The organism is Streptomyces sp. NPDC002309 (assembly GCF_053593375.1).
Genome location: NZ_JBSFCI010000023.1, coordinates 39,024 through 54,903, shown reverse-complemented (window position 1 = coordinate 54,903; position 15,880 = coordinate 39,024). Strand labels below are relative to the sequence as shown.

Below are 15,880 nucleotides of genomic sequence, written 5' to 3'. Positions count from 1 at the left end.
CGTTCACGTCGGAAGCATCGAATCCACGGCTGGGTGGGACGAGGCCCCGGACCGGTCGTGGTCCAGGGCCTCTTGACGGCAATCGCGTCAGCGCACGTCGACGTAGTCGCCTGCGGCGCTGGCCGCCGACGTGGTGGACGTGCCGGCGAAGGACCAGCGCCAGTAGCCGTCCGCCGCTGCCGTCACCTTCGTCGAGAGGTTGCCTGTCGAATTCGTGCGGACCGTCTTGAGGGTCGTGTAGGTGCTGGTGCCCGCCTTGCGGAACTGCAGCTTCACGGGCTGGTCGGTGTAGCCCGCGTAGGTGCGCCTCTCCCAGTTGGCGCGGGCCAGTTTGCCCGTGACCGTGATCGGCTTGCCCTTGGCGACCGGCTCGGGACCGGCGTTGACGCTCAGCGTGCCCCGCCGCAGGACCGGGTGCTTGGCGGCGCCGCCGTTGTTGTAGAGGTCGCCGTCTTTGGACTGGAGTTGGACGGTCACGTCCCACTTGCCCGCAAAGTTGTTACGGGGCACGCCCCAGTCCGATTCCAGCTTGAAAGTGAGCTTGCAGGTGGAGGTGGTGGCGTTGCCCGCGGTGCATTTCGGGGTGCCGTGGTACGACCAGTATTTGTCGCCGACCTCCCGATCGATCTGGAGGAACGCGAGGTTCTTGCTGATGCCCGAGTCGTCCGAGGCGGTCACCGAGATGGTGAACGACTCGTTCTGGGAGGTGCCGAGGACGATGGGCTTGCCGCCGTTCACGGACAGCTTCTGGATCACCACGCCGGTCTCCGTCGCGTGGGCGGCCGGAACGGTGACTGCGGAGGCAGAAAGCGCCAAGGCGCCGACCAGGACGGCACCTATGGATTTCACGCGCATGAATTCCCCATGGGTTCGGGCCTGCCCCGGCCGTGATTCCCCCCGGCCGCGGGCATGGCGGATGCGGCGAGAATATGTCACCCGCGCGGCTCCGCCGCCGTCGGCCGACGGTACGCCGACCGGCCTCTCCCCGATCGGTGGCCCACGCGCATCCGACCAAGTTCCGCGACGGCCCCGGCCTGTCCGACCCAGGTGTCCCCGTCCCCTTTTCCTGGCCCCCTTCCATCCCCCGGGGCACCCCGCGCACCTCGATTCGGCCGACGCGCGCAGACCGGGCAGCTCCGACAACCGGACATCCACCAGGGGCGGCTCCGCGCGGCCCGGGGCGGCCTGAGATCGTGGCAGGCCAGGACGACCAGGACTCCCAGGTCAAGGAGGGCATTCATGCCAAGACTGGGCACCGTCACCTCGAACGGCGCCGCGGCGCCGACCGCGGCGACAACCGCGGCGCCGATCGGCGTCACCGCCTCCGGCCTTCTGCCCGCGCGGGCGCCCGGCGCCCTCGTGTTCGGCGGCGGCCAAGCCGCTGCCCGCCACCAGGGCACACCCCGGTCCGACGGCAACCACACCCCCACTCGCGACCAAGACACCCCCCGGTCCGACGGCAACCACCCCCTCGCCCGCCACCAGCACACCACCCTCTTCAACAGCGACCACACCCCCGCCCGCGCCCAAGGCGTCGTCCTGGACACCCCGTCGGTGCCCCGGCGGGCCGTCGGACGGGTGTAGCGCGGTGCGGATGCGAGGGCGGGTCGGGCTGGCCGGAGCGGCGGGGGGCGCGGCGCTGCTGGCGGCGCTGGGGATACGGACCTGGCCGGAGGAGCGGGACGAGCAGGGCGCACGTCGGCCCAGGCAGGTGCCGACGGAGCTGCGGGCGCGGGATCCGGGGGCGACCGACGCCGCCCGTCAGGTGTACGCGATGCTCGCGGGCCTGGAGAACCGCGCGCGGCGCGGCCGGCCGAGCCGGACGGTGATCGGCCAGCACGTGGAACTGCACAACGAGCGGTACAACCCGCAGTACGGCGACTACCGGGGCACCAAGTCGCCGGGCTACTACTACCGCAAGGCCCGGGACATCACCGGGCGCCTGCCGGGTTTCGTCGAGCTGGACATCGGCCCGGGCTACGGCCGACCGGGCTGGGCGGTGGGCCAGGCCCGCTCCTACTCCGGCGCGTGGCCGAGCTGCCGCCCGCACTGGGGGTACGTCGACGACGCCGTGGACCTCGCCGTCGGCGTGTGGGCGGGCCTGCCGCGGGCGGACGACGGCTCCTACCGTCCCTCCGGCACCCACCGGGAGTGCGTGTCCGGAGCCGAGGCGGCCCTTCCGCACAACGGGGGCGCGCCGGCGGGCCTGGTCGGCTTCTCGTTCCACCAGCCGTATCCGGGCAGTCCCGTCAAGGGCTACGCGCAGACCCTGCGGCGCAACTCCCCCGCCGCCGGGGACCCGGGCTGGTTCGCGAGGGTGGTCACCCCGGGCAGTTCCGAGCACGCGGCCCTGCTGCTCGACCTCCGCTTCCTCGCGGACCACCTGGGCTATCTCGCCGACCGCGGGGTGCCGGTGCTGCTGCGGCCGTACCACGAGATGAACACGGGACCCGGCCGTGGGTTTTGGTGGGCGGGGCAGGACCCGGCGGCGTTCCGGAGGCTGTGGCGGTTGACGTACGACTATCTCGTGCACCGCCGCGGCCTGCACAATCTGATCTTCGTGTGGGCCCCCAACTCCTGGGACGGGTCCTACGGGCTGAAGCCCGACGCCTACTACCCGGGCCCGCGCCATGTGGACGTCGTCGGCGTGGACGACTACAGCGGCACCCCGGCCGAGCCGTTCGGCGGCGGAGCCTGGACCGAGGTGTGGTACCGCGGCCTGGAGAAGTACGACAGGCCCCGGATCGTCGCCGAGTCCTTCCACGTACCGCTCAACGCGGCCCAGCCCCGGACCCTGGCGCGGACGCCCTGGGTGCTGTGGACGGTGTGGGGCCAGGCGCTGTCGTACGACAACGTCTCCGCTCCCCGGGAGAAGAACACCCTGGAGGATGTGAAGCTGACTTACCACTCCCCGCACGTCGTCACGGCACAAGAACTCACTTGATTAAGTTTTAAACACATCTCCCTCACCGTAGTTCCATGTATCGCGCATACATGCGAGTATCGTGTTCCTGTTCGGCCAGCAGCTCGAGAGCCTGGGGGGGTTCCGAAAGGCGGGCGGCCGAGAAACGCCAGGGAAGGCGTTGGGGGCATTCCGACCCAGAGCAAACGTGCCGTGGCGCGCTTGGCCGCGCCGGGAACAATGTCTGCTGCTCCCCCAACGCGTCCTCGATCTATGGGAGTTACGCAGTCGTCATGGCATCGACATTGGTCGACGGGGGTACGCCGCCTTCGCGGCACCATCAGAAGCTGGCCCAGCGGACCGCGACGTGGAAGCCCGGCATCCTTCCGTTCCTGCTGCCCTTCGTCCTGCTGGTCGCCCTCGGGCTCTGGTCCTACCGGCCCAGCTCCACACCTCTGGGCTGGGCGCTCACCGTCGTCTGGTCGCTGCCGGTGATCGGTGTGATGGTCGGCATCCAGGGCGCGCTGCTGATCCGCCGCCGGGTCCGCAAGAACGAGCGGATGACGCCTCCCGCGCCCGCCGAGGAGGACTTCCTGATCGTCCTCTGCCCGACCATCGGACGGCACGACACCTATCCGGCCCTGGAGCGCTCGATCCTCTCCTACGTCGAGCACCTGCCGGAATGGTTCCCGTACATGCGCGTCGACATCCTCACCGAGGAGGGCTGCGAGGCGACGGAGGCCATCGACCGGCTCGCCGACTCCCACCCGCTGATCCGGGTGGTCACCGTGCCCAAGGACTACGTCCCGGCCAACGGGACCCGTTTCAAGGCCCGCGCCAACCACTACGCCCACGAGCTGCGCATCGAGGAGGGCGAGGCCCTCGACTATGTGTGGGTGCTGCACATGGACGACGACACCGGAGTCGGCCCCGACACCGCCACCTCGCTCGCCCAGTTCATCAACCGCCAGCGCCGGGCCCACCCCGACGAGGCCAAGCACATGGCCCAGGGCATCCTGACCTACCCCCGCGAGAACGCGGTCAACCGCTTCACCTGGCTCGCCGACGCGGTGCGCCCGGCCGACGACATCGCCCGCTTCCGGGCCCTGACCGGCATGGGCACCCCGGCCGCCGGTGTGCACGGCGAGCTCCTGGTGCTGCGCGCGTCCATCGAGGCCACCATCGGCTGGGACTTCGGCCCCAAGGAGATCGTCGAGGACGCCCGGCTCGCCCTGACCTTCTGCCGCAAGTATCCGGGCCGCAGCGACTGGTTCAACGGCCGCTGCTACGGCGCCTCCCCCGCCAGCTCGGAGGACTTCATCAAGCAGCGCGAACGGTGGGCCTGGGGACTGGTGGCACTCTGCTTCAACCGGGCCGTGCCCCTGCGCTACCGCTGGTTCCTCTCGGTCTGCGTGGCCACCTGGATCCTCGGCCCGCTCCAGCACATCGGTGCCGTGCTGCTGCTGGGCTGGCTCGTCAACGACATGAACACCTCACCCGTGACCCAGTCCGTGGTCATCCTGTGGGCCCTCAACTTCGCCTACGTCATCTGGACCTACTGGGAGGGGCTGCGGCTGAACGCCCTCGCCTCGGTCAGCGGCCGGCGCAAGTGGTGGGAGCCGATCGTGGTGGTCGCGCTCATCCCCGTCTTCTCCATCCTCGAGGGACTCGGCGGCTTCAAGGGCTTCCTGAAGTTCGTCCGGCGCGAGGAGAACAAGTTCGTCGTGATCGCCAAGCCCGCCTGACCGCCCGGAAGACAACTGACATGCGCTCACGACTGCCTCTGCTTGCCATTTTCCCGGTGTCCGTCCTCACCATCGTGCTGGGCGCCCCCTTCGTGCTCGGCGACCACCCGGTGCGCTGGGAGTCGGGCTCGGCCCTGCCCAGAATCGTCAAGGGCGACGCCGACTCCGGCACCCCTGCCGACGGCGCCACCGGAGCGACGTCCACACCGTCCTCCGCTCCTCTCTCGTCCGCCGCCCTCGAGGTCGCCAAGCCGTGGAAACCCGGCATGGCGCAGTGGGGCGTGCAGCTCTACTGGGAGGAAGAGCAGAAGAAACGTTCCGCCACATTCATCGAGAACCAGGCCCGCAAGCACGCCGAGTACCTCATCGGCCTGGGCGCGAACTCGGTGTCCGTCTCCTTCCCCTTCTTCACGGAGGGCAGCACCTCCAACGAGGTCGCGAACGGTGCCAAGACGCCGTCCCCGGAACGCCTCCAGCGGGTCCTGAAGGTGTTCAAGGACGCCGGTTTCCGCACCACCCTGCGCCCGATCATGGACGAGGCGTCCCTGAACCCGCCGGACGGCTGGCGCGGCAACATCGAGCCCGCCTCGCGCTCGGCCTGGTTCACGTCGTACGAGCAGTTCCTGACGCCGTACCTCGAAGTCGCCGAGAAGGAGAAGGCCACCACCTTCGTCATCGGCACCGAGCTCAACTCCATGGAGGGCGACCCGGGCTGGAACAGCCTGGTCGAGTCCGCCGAGGAGACCTTCTCCGGTGAGGTCGCCTACGACGCGAACTGGGACAACTACGTCGCGGGCCGCATCAACATGCCGGTCAGCCACCTCGGTGTCGACGCCTACTTCCCCGTCAAGGTGCCGGACACCGCGCCCGTCGAGCGCCTCGTGGAGGGCTGGCACGAGTGGCTGGACAAGAAGGCCCCCGGCAAGCTCCCCCACATCACCCTCGCCGAGGCCGGTATCGGCGCCATGGACCGCGCCTACCACGCACCGGGCGACTTCTACACCAAGCGCGCCGTCAACCCCCAGGTGCAGGCCAACTGGTACACCGCCGTGTGCCAGGTCGTCCAGGAGCGCCAGATGCAGGGCGTGTACTGGTGGTCCATCTGGTTCGACGACGATCCGAACACGCCGCCGGACGACGACACCGCGTCCCGCCTGGACTTCGCCGGCCGCCCTCTCACCGAGAAGGCCGTCAAGGACTGCTTCACCTCCGACTACGCGGGCCCCGGGGCCGACGCAGCCAACTGACCGAGCGAGGCGATCATGCAGGAAGCCATCATCTTGGTGGGCGGCAAGGGGACTCGCCTGCGCCCCCTGACGAACCACACCCCGAAGCCCCTTCTCCAAGTCGCCGGCACCTCCTTCATCCGGCACCAGATAGCCAAGCTGACGGACGCCGGGGTCGAGCACGTGGTGTTCGCCACCTCGTATCTCGCCGGCCTCTTCGAGCAGGAGTTCAGGGACTTCTCCCAGGACCTCCAGATCTCCTACGCCGTCGAGGAGGTGCCGCTCGGCACGGGCGGAGCCATCCGCAACGCCGCGCGACTGCTGCGCGGTCCGGCGGAAGCCCCGGTACTCGTCCTCAACGGCGACATCCTCTCCGGCCTCGACCTGCGCGCCATCGTCCGGCAGCACGCGGCGCACGAGGCGGACGTGACCCTGCATCTCACCCGGGTCCCCGACCCGCGCGCCTTCGGCCTCGTCCCCACCGACGAGACCGGGAGGGTGCTGTCCTTCCTGGAGAAGCCCAAGACCGCGGAGGAGTGCGTCACCGACCAGATCAACGCCGGCTGCTACGTCTTCCGCCGGTCCGTGCTGGACGCCATTCCCGCCGACCGTGAGGTCTCCGTCGAGCAGGAGACCTTTCCGCGGCTCGTCGCCGAGGGCGGCCGGGTGTTCGGCCACGCCACGAGCGACTACTGGCGGGACCTCGGTACGCCACTCGCCTTCGTGGGCGGCTCCGCCGACCTGGTCACCGGCAAGACGACCTCTCCTCTCGTGGAGGAGCCCGCCGAGGCCCTGATCCACCCGACGGCCACGGTCGACCCGACCGCCCGCGTCACGGGCGGCTCGACGATCGGCCCGCACGCCGTCATCGGCCGCGACGCGGTCGTCGACCGCTCCATCATCGCCGCGGGCGTCACGGTCGACGAGGACGCGCGGATCCACGACTCCGTCGTGGACCACGACTCCTTCATCGGCAGCGCATCGCTCCTTCGCGAGGTGGTGGTCGGCTGCCACACGCACGTCGGCGCCGACAACGAGCTGCCCGCCCGACTGCGCCTGTCATGCGGTATCCGCATCCCCGCCCGAGGAGTACGCGTCAGCGGCACGGCTGCCGCCTGCCCGACGGTGCACTGAGGTCGCCCACCTGCCACACGGCTCGCCCCGGAGCCAGTCACTGGAGAAACATGTCCCGCCATCGCACAACGGCCGAGGAGACGGAGCGTCTTCGCAAGTACCGGCCTGACATTCAGGGTCTGCGCGCCATCGCCATCATGATGGTGGTCAGCATGCACTGCGGCATTCTCGACATCCACGGTGGCGTGGACGTGAGCTTCGTGCTGAGCGGCTTCCTCATCGGCGGCCAGCTCTTCGCCGAGATCGACAAGACCGGAAAGGTGTCCCTCACCAAGTTCTGGGCCCGCCGCTTCCGGCGACTGGCGCCGCCCATGGCCATCACGATCCTCGGCACAGCGGTCCTTTCGTGGATCTACGGCAGCCCGCTCAAGTTCCACGACTTCATGCTGGACGGCCTCAGCGCCGCCCTCAGCTTCATGAACTGGCGCCTCGTCGAGACCGGCACCGACTACTTCGCCAACGACGGTTCCCAGTCCCCGTACCAGCACTTCTGGTCGCTGGGCATCGAGGAGCAGTTCTACGTGGCCGCCCCGATCCTCCTCGTGGCGCTGGTCTGGATCAGCCGCAAGATCTTCCGCAACCGCGTCCTGGTGGGGCTGCTCCTCGCAGCCGTGATCGGCGGATCGTTCTACCTGGGCTGGTCGCAGACCCCCGAGAACCAGCCCCTCGCGTACTTCAGCACCCACACCCGCATCTGGGAGATCACCTGCGGCGTGCTGCTCGCCCTCGCCGCGCCGCTCGTCTCCCGGATGAACTCCGGGCTCGCCGCGGTCGTCTCTTGGCTGGGCCTCGGCACGCTGCTCGTCACCTCGATGCTCATCACGGACGAGACCCCGCTGCCGGGCTACGCGGTGGCCGGCCCGGTCCTCGGCGCCGTCCTGGTCATCGCGGGTGGCTGCGCCAACCCCCGGTTCGGCGCGGAGCGGCTCCTCGACAACCCCGTCTTCGACTTCGTCGGCAACGTCAGCTACGGCTGGTATCTCTGGCACTGGCCGATCCTGGTGCTCTGGCCGTACATCGTCGACCGGGACTTCACGCTCCAGGACCGTCTGCGGGTCGCCGTCCTCTCGTTCCTGCTGGCGGTCGTCATGCACTACACCGTCGAGCGCAAGTTCAAGAACAACGTGCAGTGGGTGGCCCGCCCCTGGAAGGGCGTTCTCACCGGCGGGTTCACCACAGCCGGTACGGCGGGGGCGATGGCTCTCGCCACGATCGTTCCGCTGAACCTGGTGACCTCCTCGTCCGGTTCGAGCGCGCTCGCGGTCGGGTACACGGGACAGGCCTCGGTCGAGGAGGCGGTCCACCGGACGCAGCTCTCCGCCACCGTGCAGAGCGCGCTGCCGAAAACGTCCGAGAACTACGCCACACGCGGATGCATCGACAACACCGAGGTCGCCGAGTTCACGATGCGCGACGGCTGTGTCATCGGTGACGCGGAAGGCAAGAAGACCATCGTCCTCATGGGCGACTCACATGCCTGGCAGTGGAACGACGCCTACCACGAACTCGGCGAAGAGCTCGGCGCGAAGGTCGTGACGATGGCGAAGGGGGGTTGCTCGCCCCAGGTCTACCGCATAGTCAATCCCGATCTCGGCCGCGAGTACGCCGAGTGCGACAGCTGGCGCGAATCGGCCTTCGCGGAACTCGCGAAGATCGAGCCCGACGTCATCGTCGTCTCCAACCGGGCGCGCCGAGAGGCGACTCGAGAGGGCGCCGAAGCCGCGTTCAAGGTGTTCGAGGAGACCGGCGCCAAGCTCGTCTACATGACGGACACACCGCAGCCGGACCGGAACGTACCCGACTGCCTCGCCACGAACACGGACGACATCTCCTCCTGCAACCGCAAGCAGTGGGAAGCGCTCGAGTACACCGAGTTCCGCGCCATGGAGCGGGAAGTGGCCGAGGAGCACCAAGCCCACATCATCGACACCACGTCCGCGTTCTGCGCGCTTGACGTCTGTCCGACGGTGATCGGCGAGCAGGTCGTCTACTTCGACGACAGTCACATCACGTCGACGTACTCGAAGTCCTTGAAGCCCTTCCTCAAGCCGACGCTCGAGAAGGTCCTGGCCGGCTGACCCGGACAGGGACGGGGGGCTTCGCGGTGATCACCGTGGAGCCCCCCGTCTCTGTTCAGCCCACCGAATCGCGGACCCCTCGGGCCTGCCGTCGCGGTTGCCGGGGTGGTGCCGTGCGGGGTTCCTCCCGTGACGGGAAGGTCCGTGCGTAGCCGTGGATCACCGTGGCCATCGCGAGCAGGAGCAGGGGTCCCGCCAGCCACGGGTGCCCCGCCATCTCCAGCGGGACAAAGCGGTACGCGAGCAGCAGCGCGACGAAGACGGCCGTGCCGTGGGCGACCAGCCGGATCGCCGGGCGGTCCCAGCCGCGGTCGTGCGCGCGCAGCGCCGCCTCGATCGTGAGCGTGAAGACCACGCCGGCGACGAGGTCCACGCCGTAGTGGTAGCCGAACCCCAGCGTCGCGGCGAGCGTGGCGATCAGCCAGAACGTTCCTGCGAAGCGGAGGAGCCTCGGGCCCCGCCGGGAGTGGATGAAGATCGCGGTGGCCCATGCCGTGTGCAGGCTGGGCATGCAGTTCCGCGGGGTGATCTCGTCGAACGGCATGGGCCGCGGGGTGTCGATCGGCGGCGGCGTCTGCGGCCACAGGTCACCCACCGACCACCGCGCGCTGGACGGGGTGTCCGCCCATAGGCTCACCGATGCCCAGTGCTCGGCGCCGGTGCCGTAGGCGAAGATCGGTCCGACCACCGGGAAGACCATGTAGATCGCGGGCCCGAGGAGGCCGATCACCAGGAAGGTGCGCACCAGGTGGTGGCTCGGGAAGCGGCGTTCCACCGCCACGTGGCGCAGTTGGTACAGCGCGACGACGACGGCCGCCACCGCGAGTTGGCCGTAGACGACGTCGAGGAAGTTGAAACCGATCGGGCCGGTGGCCGTCAGGAGGCGGCCCGCCAGCCAGGACGGGTTGCCGAGCGCCTGGTCGGCGGCCGCGACGTACTGGTCGAGCACCTCCGGGCGGCTCTTGGAGGTGATGAGCAGCCAGATGTCACCGGTCTTGCGGCCGGCCACCAGCAGCAGGGCCAGCCCGGCGCCCTTCAGCAGCAGGACGCGCTCCCGGCCGGTACGGCGGGTGAGAGCGACGACGGCACAGCCGAGGATCACCCACAACGCGCCGTTGCCGAAGGGATGGCCATCGGTGACCTCGGCGCCGACGGCCCGTCGGACCACGGCGAAGGCGAGGTCGACACCGATCGCGGCGGCCAGCGCGACGCATCGTTGCCGCCAGGTGAGCACCACCATCATCAGTGCCATGCCGGCGTACAGCAGAAAGCCGGATTTCGGGGCGAACACGACCTCTCGCACCTGGTTGGTGATCGGCCCGGGCAAGCCGTAGCGGCGTGCCGCGATCTCCAGCGCGATGAGGAATCCGGTGGCCACGACAGCCGCCACGGCCCAGAGTCCCGCCCGTGGGTGACGCAAGGGGGAGAACGGGACTCCGCGGCCTATTCGCCAGGAAACCCGCGATGGTTCGTTTCTCAATTTTTTGGGCCGATTTTCTAGATATCACGTGCACGTCAGAGTGGTTCCGGTCGCCACCTTAAGGTCGGGGTTGTCCACTCCCTCACGGAGGGCGGCCCGCCCGACGTGGGAAGACGTGAGAACCACGGCGCGGGTTCCGAGGGCGGCCCGTCGCGCCCGGGGCCGCACGCTTCGAGATGCGGTCACCGGCACCCGCTGGTTACGCTCACCGAGTGGTTCCAGACCTCTGCACTGTCCACGCCTCCATGGGAGGAATGTTGCGATGAGGTTCACCCGCACCTTCACCCGCCCGCTCCCGGCGAAGATCGCCGCGGCGGCTCTGCTCGCCGTCCCTCTCGCGCTCGGTCCGGCCTCGCCCGGACAGGCGAGGGAGGCGTCTCCCAGCCCCTCCGGGACCTTCGGCCCCGGCTGTTCGGGGCTCTCCCAGAAGGCCGACACGGCCAGGGACAAGGTCGTGGAGGCCGCGTCCGCGTATCCGGAACTGAGCCAGCTGGTCGCGGCCGCGGTCCGGGCGGGCCTGAACGGCACTCTCGACGGTATGCCGGACATCACCGTCTTCGCGCCCAACGACCAGGCCTTCCAGAACGTGACCGCGTCACAGCTCGCCTCGCTCCTCGCCAACCAGGGGGAGCTGAAGAAGACGCTGACCTACCACGTCGTGGACCAGGAGATCACCCCGAGCGAACTCTCGGACGGCTCCTTCAAGACGGTGGAAGGCAGCGATCTCACCACCTCGGGCTCGGGCACCGAGTTCAAGGTCGACGGCAAGGCGAACATCGTCTGCGGGAACATCAAGGCCGCGAACGCCACCATCTACGTCATCGACGCGGTACTCCAGCCGCCGTCCTGACGCCTGACTCCCGCATCTCGGCGCGTGCCCGGACGGGCGCGCGCCGGGATGCGCGTGCATCCGACGCGCATGCATCCCGCTGGACGCGGGCCGGTGGAGCGCCGCCTTGCCGGGTGCCGGGTGCCACGTGCCTCACTCGCGGACGGCGGACGGCGGACGGCGGACGAGAACGTCCTCATCAGGGGCGCCGGGGACGTGCTCATGAGGACCGCCGGGCAGGACGTAGCATCCGCTCCATGACGACCAATGACGCACACGTATCCATTCTCGACGTCGACATCGATGCGCTCCAGGGCGGCTCCGCCGATCTGGGGCAGTACTCCGGGCAGGCCGTGCTCGTCGTGAACGTGGCCTCCAAGTGCGGGCTGACCCCGCAGTACGCCGGGCTGGAGCGGCTGCACGAGCGGTACGCGGACCGCGGGTTCACCGTGCTGGGCGTGCCGTGCAACCAGTTCCTGGGACAGGAGCCCGGCAGTTCCGAGGAGATCGCCGAGTTCTGCTCGGCGACCTACGGGGTGACCTTCCCGATGACCGAGAAGGTCGAGGTGAACGGGGAGGGCCGGCACGCGCTGTACGAGCGGCTGACCGGCTTCGCCGACGCCGAGGGCCACAGCGGCGACATCCGCTGGAACTTCGAGAAGTTCCTGATCGGGCGGGACGGCACGATCGTCGCCCGGTTCTCGCCGCAGACCGAGCCGGAGGCGGCCGAGCTGGTGGCGGCCGTAGAGGCCCAGCTGGCCGGTTGACCCTCCCCCTGGGGCAGACCTCAGTCTCCTGTCACCGGGCGGCAGGCGCCCGGTGACGGAGGATGACGTGGTGACCGACTCCCAGGACGAGGAACTGCTCACCATCGGCGCGTTCGCGGCGCGGGCCCGGCTGTCGGCCAAGGCCCTGCGGCTCTACGACCGTCTGGGGCTGCTGGCCCCGGCGTACGTGGACGAGGCCAGCGGCTACCGCTACTACCGCGCCGGCCAGGTGGAACGCGCCCGGCTGGTGGCGCTGCTGCGCCGGCTGGACATGCCGCTGGCGCGGATCGCCGAGGTGGTCGAGGCGGAGGGCACGCGGGCCGCCGACCGGCTCGCCGCGTACTGGGCCGACGTCGAGGCGCGGGTGGCGGAACAGCGGACGCTCGCCGCGTACCTCCGTGGACGGTTGTCAGGGAGGAGTTCCGAGATGTACGGGAAGTTCGTTGTCGAGACGGCCGAGGTGCCGGCACATGTGGTGATCACCGAGTCCCGGCACACGCTGGCGCACGAGCTGCCGGCCTGGATCGGGGCGTCGCTGGGGCGGTTGGAGGAGGCGGCCCGCGAGTGCGGCGGCGTGGTCGCGGCGCCGTTCGTCATCTATCACTCCGAGGTCTCGACGGAGAGCGACGGGCCGGTGGAGGCGTGTGTGCCGGTCGCCGACGAGGCGGCGGCACGGGCGTGGGCCGAGCGTGCCGGGCGGGCCCATCGGGCCACGGTGCGGGTGGAGCCGGCGCGGCGGCTGGCGTACACCCGGATCACGAAGGCGCAGGTGGCGCATCCGCAGATCCTGGCCGCGTTCGAGGCGGTGGAGGAGTGGACGAGGGAGAAGGGGCTCTCGTACGACGGGCCCTGCCGGGAGGTCTACTTCGCGGACTGGGACTCGGCCGGCGCCGAGGACCCGGTGTGTGACGTGGCGTTCCCCGTCACGAAGGCGGCGCAGGAGGCACAGGAGGCGCAGGAGGAGTAGCGCGGGAGGCGGTGTCGGGGCAGGACCGAGCCCTCTCGGCTAGGACGGCGAACTGGTCGAGAGGGCTCTTGTGGTCCTGCTGTGCAGTTGTCGTCGGAAGGTGTCAGGGAGGTCCTCCCCCTTACGCCTTGACCGAGGCCACGAAGACGCTCCACGCGGTCGCGGGGAAGGCGAGGACGGGGCCCTCGGTCACCTTGGAGTCCCGGACGGAGATTGCGGACAGGACAGGGGACTTGATCTCGACGCACGCGCCGTTGCCCTGGGAGTACGAGGACTTGACCCACGTGTCCGTCGCGCCCTGCTTGATTGCCATTTTCGCTCCGGTAAGCAGTTGCTGAGTTGCTGTGATTGCGCCAACGTCTGTGCTCGATGGCGTGATCGACGCTACTCGCCAACATCGCCGCACGGAGCGGCCATTCACTCGACCGGCTGGCATATTCCAGTGAGGTCTTCCGCAAAAGCCGGGCGACGGTGTATCTTTCCGCGCCACGCGTCACAGACGGCTCAGCGGGCGTAGCTCTTCGCCGCGTCCGAGAGGAATTCCCGGCTCTGGTCGACGTTGAGCGCCTGCGCCCTCAAGTGCTCGTACATCACGCTGTACTTCTGCACGTCGAGCGGCTTCTCCAGGTAGAGGTCACTGGTCACACCCTCGATGTAGACCACACTGGAGTCCGCGGCGTCCGGGAACTCGAGGATCGCGTACTGACCGCTCACACCGGGGTGCGCGCCCATCTGGAACGGGATCAACTGCACGGTGACGTGCGGCAGCTGGGACATCTCCAGCAGGTGCTCCAACTGGTCGATCATCACCTGCTTGTTGCCCACCTCGCGGCGCACGGCCGCCTCGTCGAGCACCGCCCACAGCCGCAGCGGGGTCTCCGCGGCGGCGATGCGCTCCTGCCGGCGCAGACGCACCTGCACGCGCTTGTCGATGTCGGCCGGGGTCGCCTCCGGCAGGGCGCCCTGGATGAGCGCCTCGGCGTACTGACGGGTCTGCAGCAGGCCGGGCACGACCTGCGGGTCGTACACCCGAAGGCTCGCCGCGTCCGTCTCCAGGCCGATGTAGACGCTGTAGGGGATGTCTCCGAAGGAGTGCCACCAGCCCTGCTGGCGCGAGTCCTTGGCCATCTGCATCAGCGAGTCGACGATCCGGTGGTCCTCCACCTCGTAGACACCGCACAGATCGCGGACGTCACGCTGGCTGATGCTGCGCCGGCCGTTCTCCAGGCGGCTGATCTTCGACTGGGACACCAGCAGCCGCTCGGCGACCTCCTCGGCCGTCATGCCCTTGAGCTCACGGAGCCGGCGCAGCTCCTGGCCCAGCCGGCGCCGCCTGACGGTGGGATTGACATTGGACGCCACGGGACGTGCACCTCCGGCTGCGTGCCTCGAACTTGCAACTATGCGTATCTGCTGTTGAGCAGACTGCCACCACGGTCCCGCTTACCGCTGGGAAACAGCGGATATGCGGCGGGAACGCGGTGGGACGCCACTTCGTACGAGGGTTGCGCGAAGCCCTTCGCGACGCGGGCACGCGGACGTGTCCCACCGCGCGCACGCGGACGCGCGGGGCGGCCGGGGCCGTGCGTCGTCACGACGACGGCTCCCGCCGCCCCGCGCGGACCGCTGCGGCTCCCAGAACGGGTCCTGGGGACTCGGCTGCGGTACTGACGGTGCGTGGTGATCCTGGTGCGTTACCGGGTGGTGCGTGGTGCGTCGCCCGGTGCCTGGCGGTGCTCGGTGGTGCGTGGCGTGCTCGGTGGTGCGTGGTGGTGCTCGGTGGTGCGGCGTGCGGGCCCGCTGCCGTGGGACTGCGGCTCAGTGGGCCACGGCGCGGGCCATCGCGCCGCGGTGCGGCTGCGCCGGGACGCCCCGGGCCGGTTCCGCGGGCCTGGCTCCGGGGGCGGCCTGACGGCCTGCCGGGGCCGGGCTGCGGCGCGGCTGTGCGGCCACACCGTTCTGGACGTCCATCACGGCGTGCGCCACGAGGCCGCCCATCGGGTCGTGCCTGATCAGGTCCCGCAGCCGGGAGCGGGACGAGCGTCCCTCGTTGCCCGGATACAGGTGCTTGCCGAGGCCGACCGCGTGGGCCAGTGCGGCGAGCGCCGCGGTCCGCGGGTCCGGCGGTACGCCGGTGCGGATCGCCGAGTCCAACCGGGCCCTGATCTCCCGGCTGATGGCGTTGTCCGTCGCCTGGTAACGAGTCGTCGGCAACACCCCGCACATCTGACCGGCCACGGCGTGCACCATGCCGCACCGCTCCAGATGTGACAGGTACGTCTGGCGAAGCCCCAATCTTGGCCCGCCGATCCAGTGGACCGCCCGTACGGGGGCGCCGCGTCTGCGCAGCAACTCCAACGCGCAATCCAGTGTCGGATCTCCTGTCGGCCGTGGCACCACCACGGCGATACGATCCCCGTCCGGGGCTATCCGTCCGGCCAGCGCCAGCTCCACTAGCTGTGCTCCGGCCAGACCCAGGTCGAGCGACTGCGGCTGCGCAGTGGTACCCGTGGCCGGGTCCAGTGCCAGCAGCAGAAGCTCCTCCGGAAGTGTTCTGCGGCTCCTGCCCATCCATGCCTCCCCGCGTGGATGAATGACAGGGTGACCCCTCTCACATTGGTCTGTCGAGGGCGCGTGACCTGTTTGCGAGGGAACCAGTAGGTATGTCGTTCTCGTCTTCAGCGTTGGCCAGGTCCTCACACAGGACACTGGTACATGGTTCGGACAGTGCTTCGGGCAGTGCTTCGGGGGC

The 15,880-nt window shown here is 69.5% G+C and carries 14 protein-coding genes; 9 read left to right on the top strand and 5 right to left on the bottom strand.

The genetic code is table 11. The features are described 5' to 3' along the window. Positions 1 to 87: 87 nt before the first annotated feature. A complete protein-coding gene (locus tag ACWCPM_RS20305) occupies positions 88 to 855 on the bottom strand; it encodes a hypothetical protein (RefSeq protein WP_450977597.1) in 768 nt (255 codons plus the stop codon). A 384-nt stretch (positions 856 to 1,239) separates the two neighbouring features. On the opposite strand from ACWCPM_RS20305, the gene ACWCPM_RS20300 reads away from it, so the two are divergent. The 6 genes from ACWCPM_RS20300 to ACWCPM_RS20275 all read left to right on the top strand — a co-directional run bounded on the left by ACWCPM_RS20300 (position 1,240) and on the right by ACWCPM_RS20275 (position 9,085). Continuing rightward, positions 1,240 to 1,584, top strand: coding sequence for a hypothetical protein (locus ACWCPM_RS20300; RefSeq protein WP_450977596.1), 345 nt, complete (start codon positions 1,240 to 1,242; stop codon positions 1,582 to 1,584). 10 nt (positions 1,585 to 1,594) lie between these two features. Beyond that, complete coding sequence (locus ACWCPM_RS20295) at positions 1,595 to 2,944, top strand: glycoside hydrolase family 26 protein (RefSeq protein WP_450977595.1); 1,350 nt, start codon at positions 1,595 to 1,597, stop codon at positions 2,942 to 2,944. A gap of 251 nt (positions 2,945 to 3,195) precedes the next feature. Next, entirely contained in the window at positions 3,196 to 4,647 is a 1,452-nt protein-coding gene (locus ACWCPM_RS20290) for a glycosyltransferase family 2 protein (RefSeq protein WP_450977594.1), read from the top strand. Positions 4,648 to 4,703: 56 nt separating this feature from the next. Next, complete coding sequence (locus tag ACWCPM_RS20285) at positions 4,704 to 5,894, top strand: glycoside hydrolase family 113 (protein ID WP_450977593.1); 1,191 nt, start codon at positions 4,704 to 4,706, stop codon at positions 5,892 to 5,894. 15 nt (positions 5,895 to 5,909) lie between these two features. After that, positions 5,910 to 7,007, top strand: coding sequence for a sugar phosphate nucleotidyltransferase (locus ACWCPM_RS20280; RefSeq protein WP_450977592.1), 1,098 nt, complete (start codon positions 5,910 to 5,912; stop codon positions 7,005 to 7,007). 50 nt (positions 7,008 to 7,057) lie between these two features. Next, positions 7,058 to 9,085: an acyltransferase family protein gene (locus ACWCPM_RS20275; protein WP_450977591.1), complete on the top strand. Its 2,028-nt coding sequence runs from the start codon at positions 7,058 to 7,060 to the stop codon at positions 9,083 to 9,085. A 55-nt stretch (positions 9,086 to 9,140) separates the two neighbouring features. Here ACWCPM_RS20275 and ACWCPM_RS20270 read toward each other — a convergent pair whose 3' ends face one another. After that, a complete protein-coding gene (locus ACWCPM_RS20270) occupies positions 9,141 to 10,475 on the bottom strand; it encodes a phosphatase PAP2 family protein (protein WP_450977590.1) in 1,335 nt (444 codons plus the stop codon). A 352-nt stretch (positions 10,476 to 10,827) separates the two neighbouring features. Between ACWCPM_RS20270 and ACWCPM_RS20265 the strand changes: the two genes are divergently transcribed. The 3 genes from ACWCPM_RS20265 (at position 10,828) to ACWCPM_RS20255 (ending at position 13,128) form a co-directional block, all read left to right on the top strand. Further along, a complete protein-coding gene (locus ACWCPM_RS20265) occupies positions 10,828 to 11,415 on the top strand; it encodes a fasciclin domain-containing protein (RefSeq protein ID WP_450977589.1) in 588 nt (195 codons plus the stop codon). 236 nt (positions 11,416 to 11,651) lie between these two features. Then, positions 11,652 to 12,161 carry a glutathione peroxidase gene (locus ACWCPM_RS20260; RefSeq protein WP_450977588.1) on the top strand — a complete coding sequence of 170 codons (510 nt, stop codon included), beginning with the start codon at positions 11,652 to 11,654 and terminating at the stop codon, positions 12,159 to 12,161. 52 nt (positions 12,162 to 12,213) lie between these two features. Then, positions 12,214 to 13,128: a MerR family transcriptional regulator gene (locus tag ACWCPM_RS20255; RefSeq protein WP_450977587.1), complete on the top strand. Its 915-nt coding sequence runs from the start codon at positions 12,214 to 12,216 to the stop codon at positions 13,126 to 13,128. Positions 13,129 to 13,249: 121 nt separating this feature from the next. On the opposite strand, the gene ACWCPM_RS20250 is transcribed toward ACWCPM_RS20255, so the two are convergent. The 3 genes from ACWCPM_RS20250 to ACWCPM_RS20240 form a co-directional block, all read right to left on the bottom strand. After that, the gene (locus tag ACWCPM_RS20250) at positions 13,250 to 13,441 is read right to left on the bottom strand and encodes a DUF397 domain-containing protein (RefSeq protein WP_141311170.1); all 192 of its coding nucleotides are present in this window, start codon (positions 13,439 to 13,441) and stop codon (positions 13,250 to 13,252) included. Positions 13,442 to 13,632: 191 nt separating this feature from the next. Further along, positions 13,633 to 14,490 carry a helix-turn-helix domain-containing protein gene (locus ACWCPM_RS20245; RefSeq protein WP_450977586.1) on the bottom strand — a complete coding sequence of 286 codons (858 nt, stop codon included), beginning with the start codon at positions 14,488 to 14,490 and terminating at the stop codon, positions 13,633 to 13,635. A 456-nt stretch (positions 14,491 to 14,946) separates the two neighbouring features. Then, a complete protein-coding gene (locus tag ACWCPM_RS20240; RefSeq protein ID WP_450977585.1) occupies positions 14,947 to 15,699 on the bottom strand; it encodes a GOLPH3/VPS74 family protein in 753 nt (250 codons plus the stop codon). Positions 15,700 to 15,880 lie beyond the last annotated feature (181 nt).

Coding starts and splice junctions, on each gene's coding strand:
- ACWCPM_RS20250 (WP_141311170.1), bottom strand. CDS start 13,441: ATGGCAATCAAGCAGGGCGCGACGGACACGTGGGTCAAGTCCTCGTAC.
- ACWCPM_RS20290 (WP_450977594.1), top strand. CDS start 3,196: ATGGCATCGACATTGGTCGACGGGGGTACGCCGCCTTCGCGGCACCAT.
- ACWCPM_RS20265 (WP_450977589.1), top strand. CDS start 10,828: ATGAGGTTCACCCGCACCTTCACCCGCCCGCTCCCGGCGAAGATCGCC.
- ACWCPM_RS20260 (WP_450977588.1), top strand. CDS start 11,652: ATGACGACCAATGACGCACACGTATCCATTCTCGACGTCGACATCGAT.
- ACWCPM_RS20300 (WP_450977596.1), top strand. CDS start 1,240: ATGCCAAGACTGGGCACCGTCACCTCGAACGGCGCCGCGGCGCCGACC.
- ACWCPM_RS20305 (WP_450977597.1), bottom strand. CDS start 855: ATGCGCGTGAAATCCATAGGTGCCGTCCTGGTCGGCGCCTTGGCGCTT.
- ACWCPM_RS20275 (WP_450977591.1), top strand. CDS start 7,058: ATGTCCCGCCATCGCACAACGGCCGAGGAGACGGAGCGTCTTCGCAAG.
- ACWCPM_RS20295 (WP_450977595.1), top strand. CDS start 1,595: ATGCGAGGGCGGGTCGGGCTGGCCGGAGCGGCGGGGGGCGCGGCGCTG.
- ACWCPM_RS20280 (WP_450977592.1), top strand. CDS start 5,910: ATGCAGGAAGCCATCATCTTGGTGGGCGGCAAGGGGACTCGCCTGCGC.
- ACWCPM_RS20240 (WP_450977585.1), bottom strand. CDS start 15,699: ATGGGCAGGAGCCGCAGAACACTTCCGGAGGAGCTTCTGCTGCTGGCA.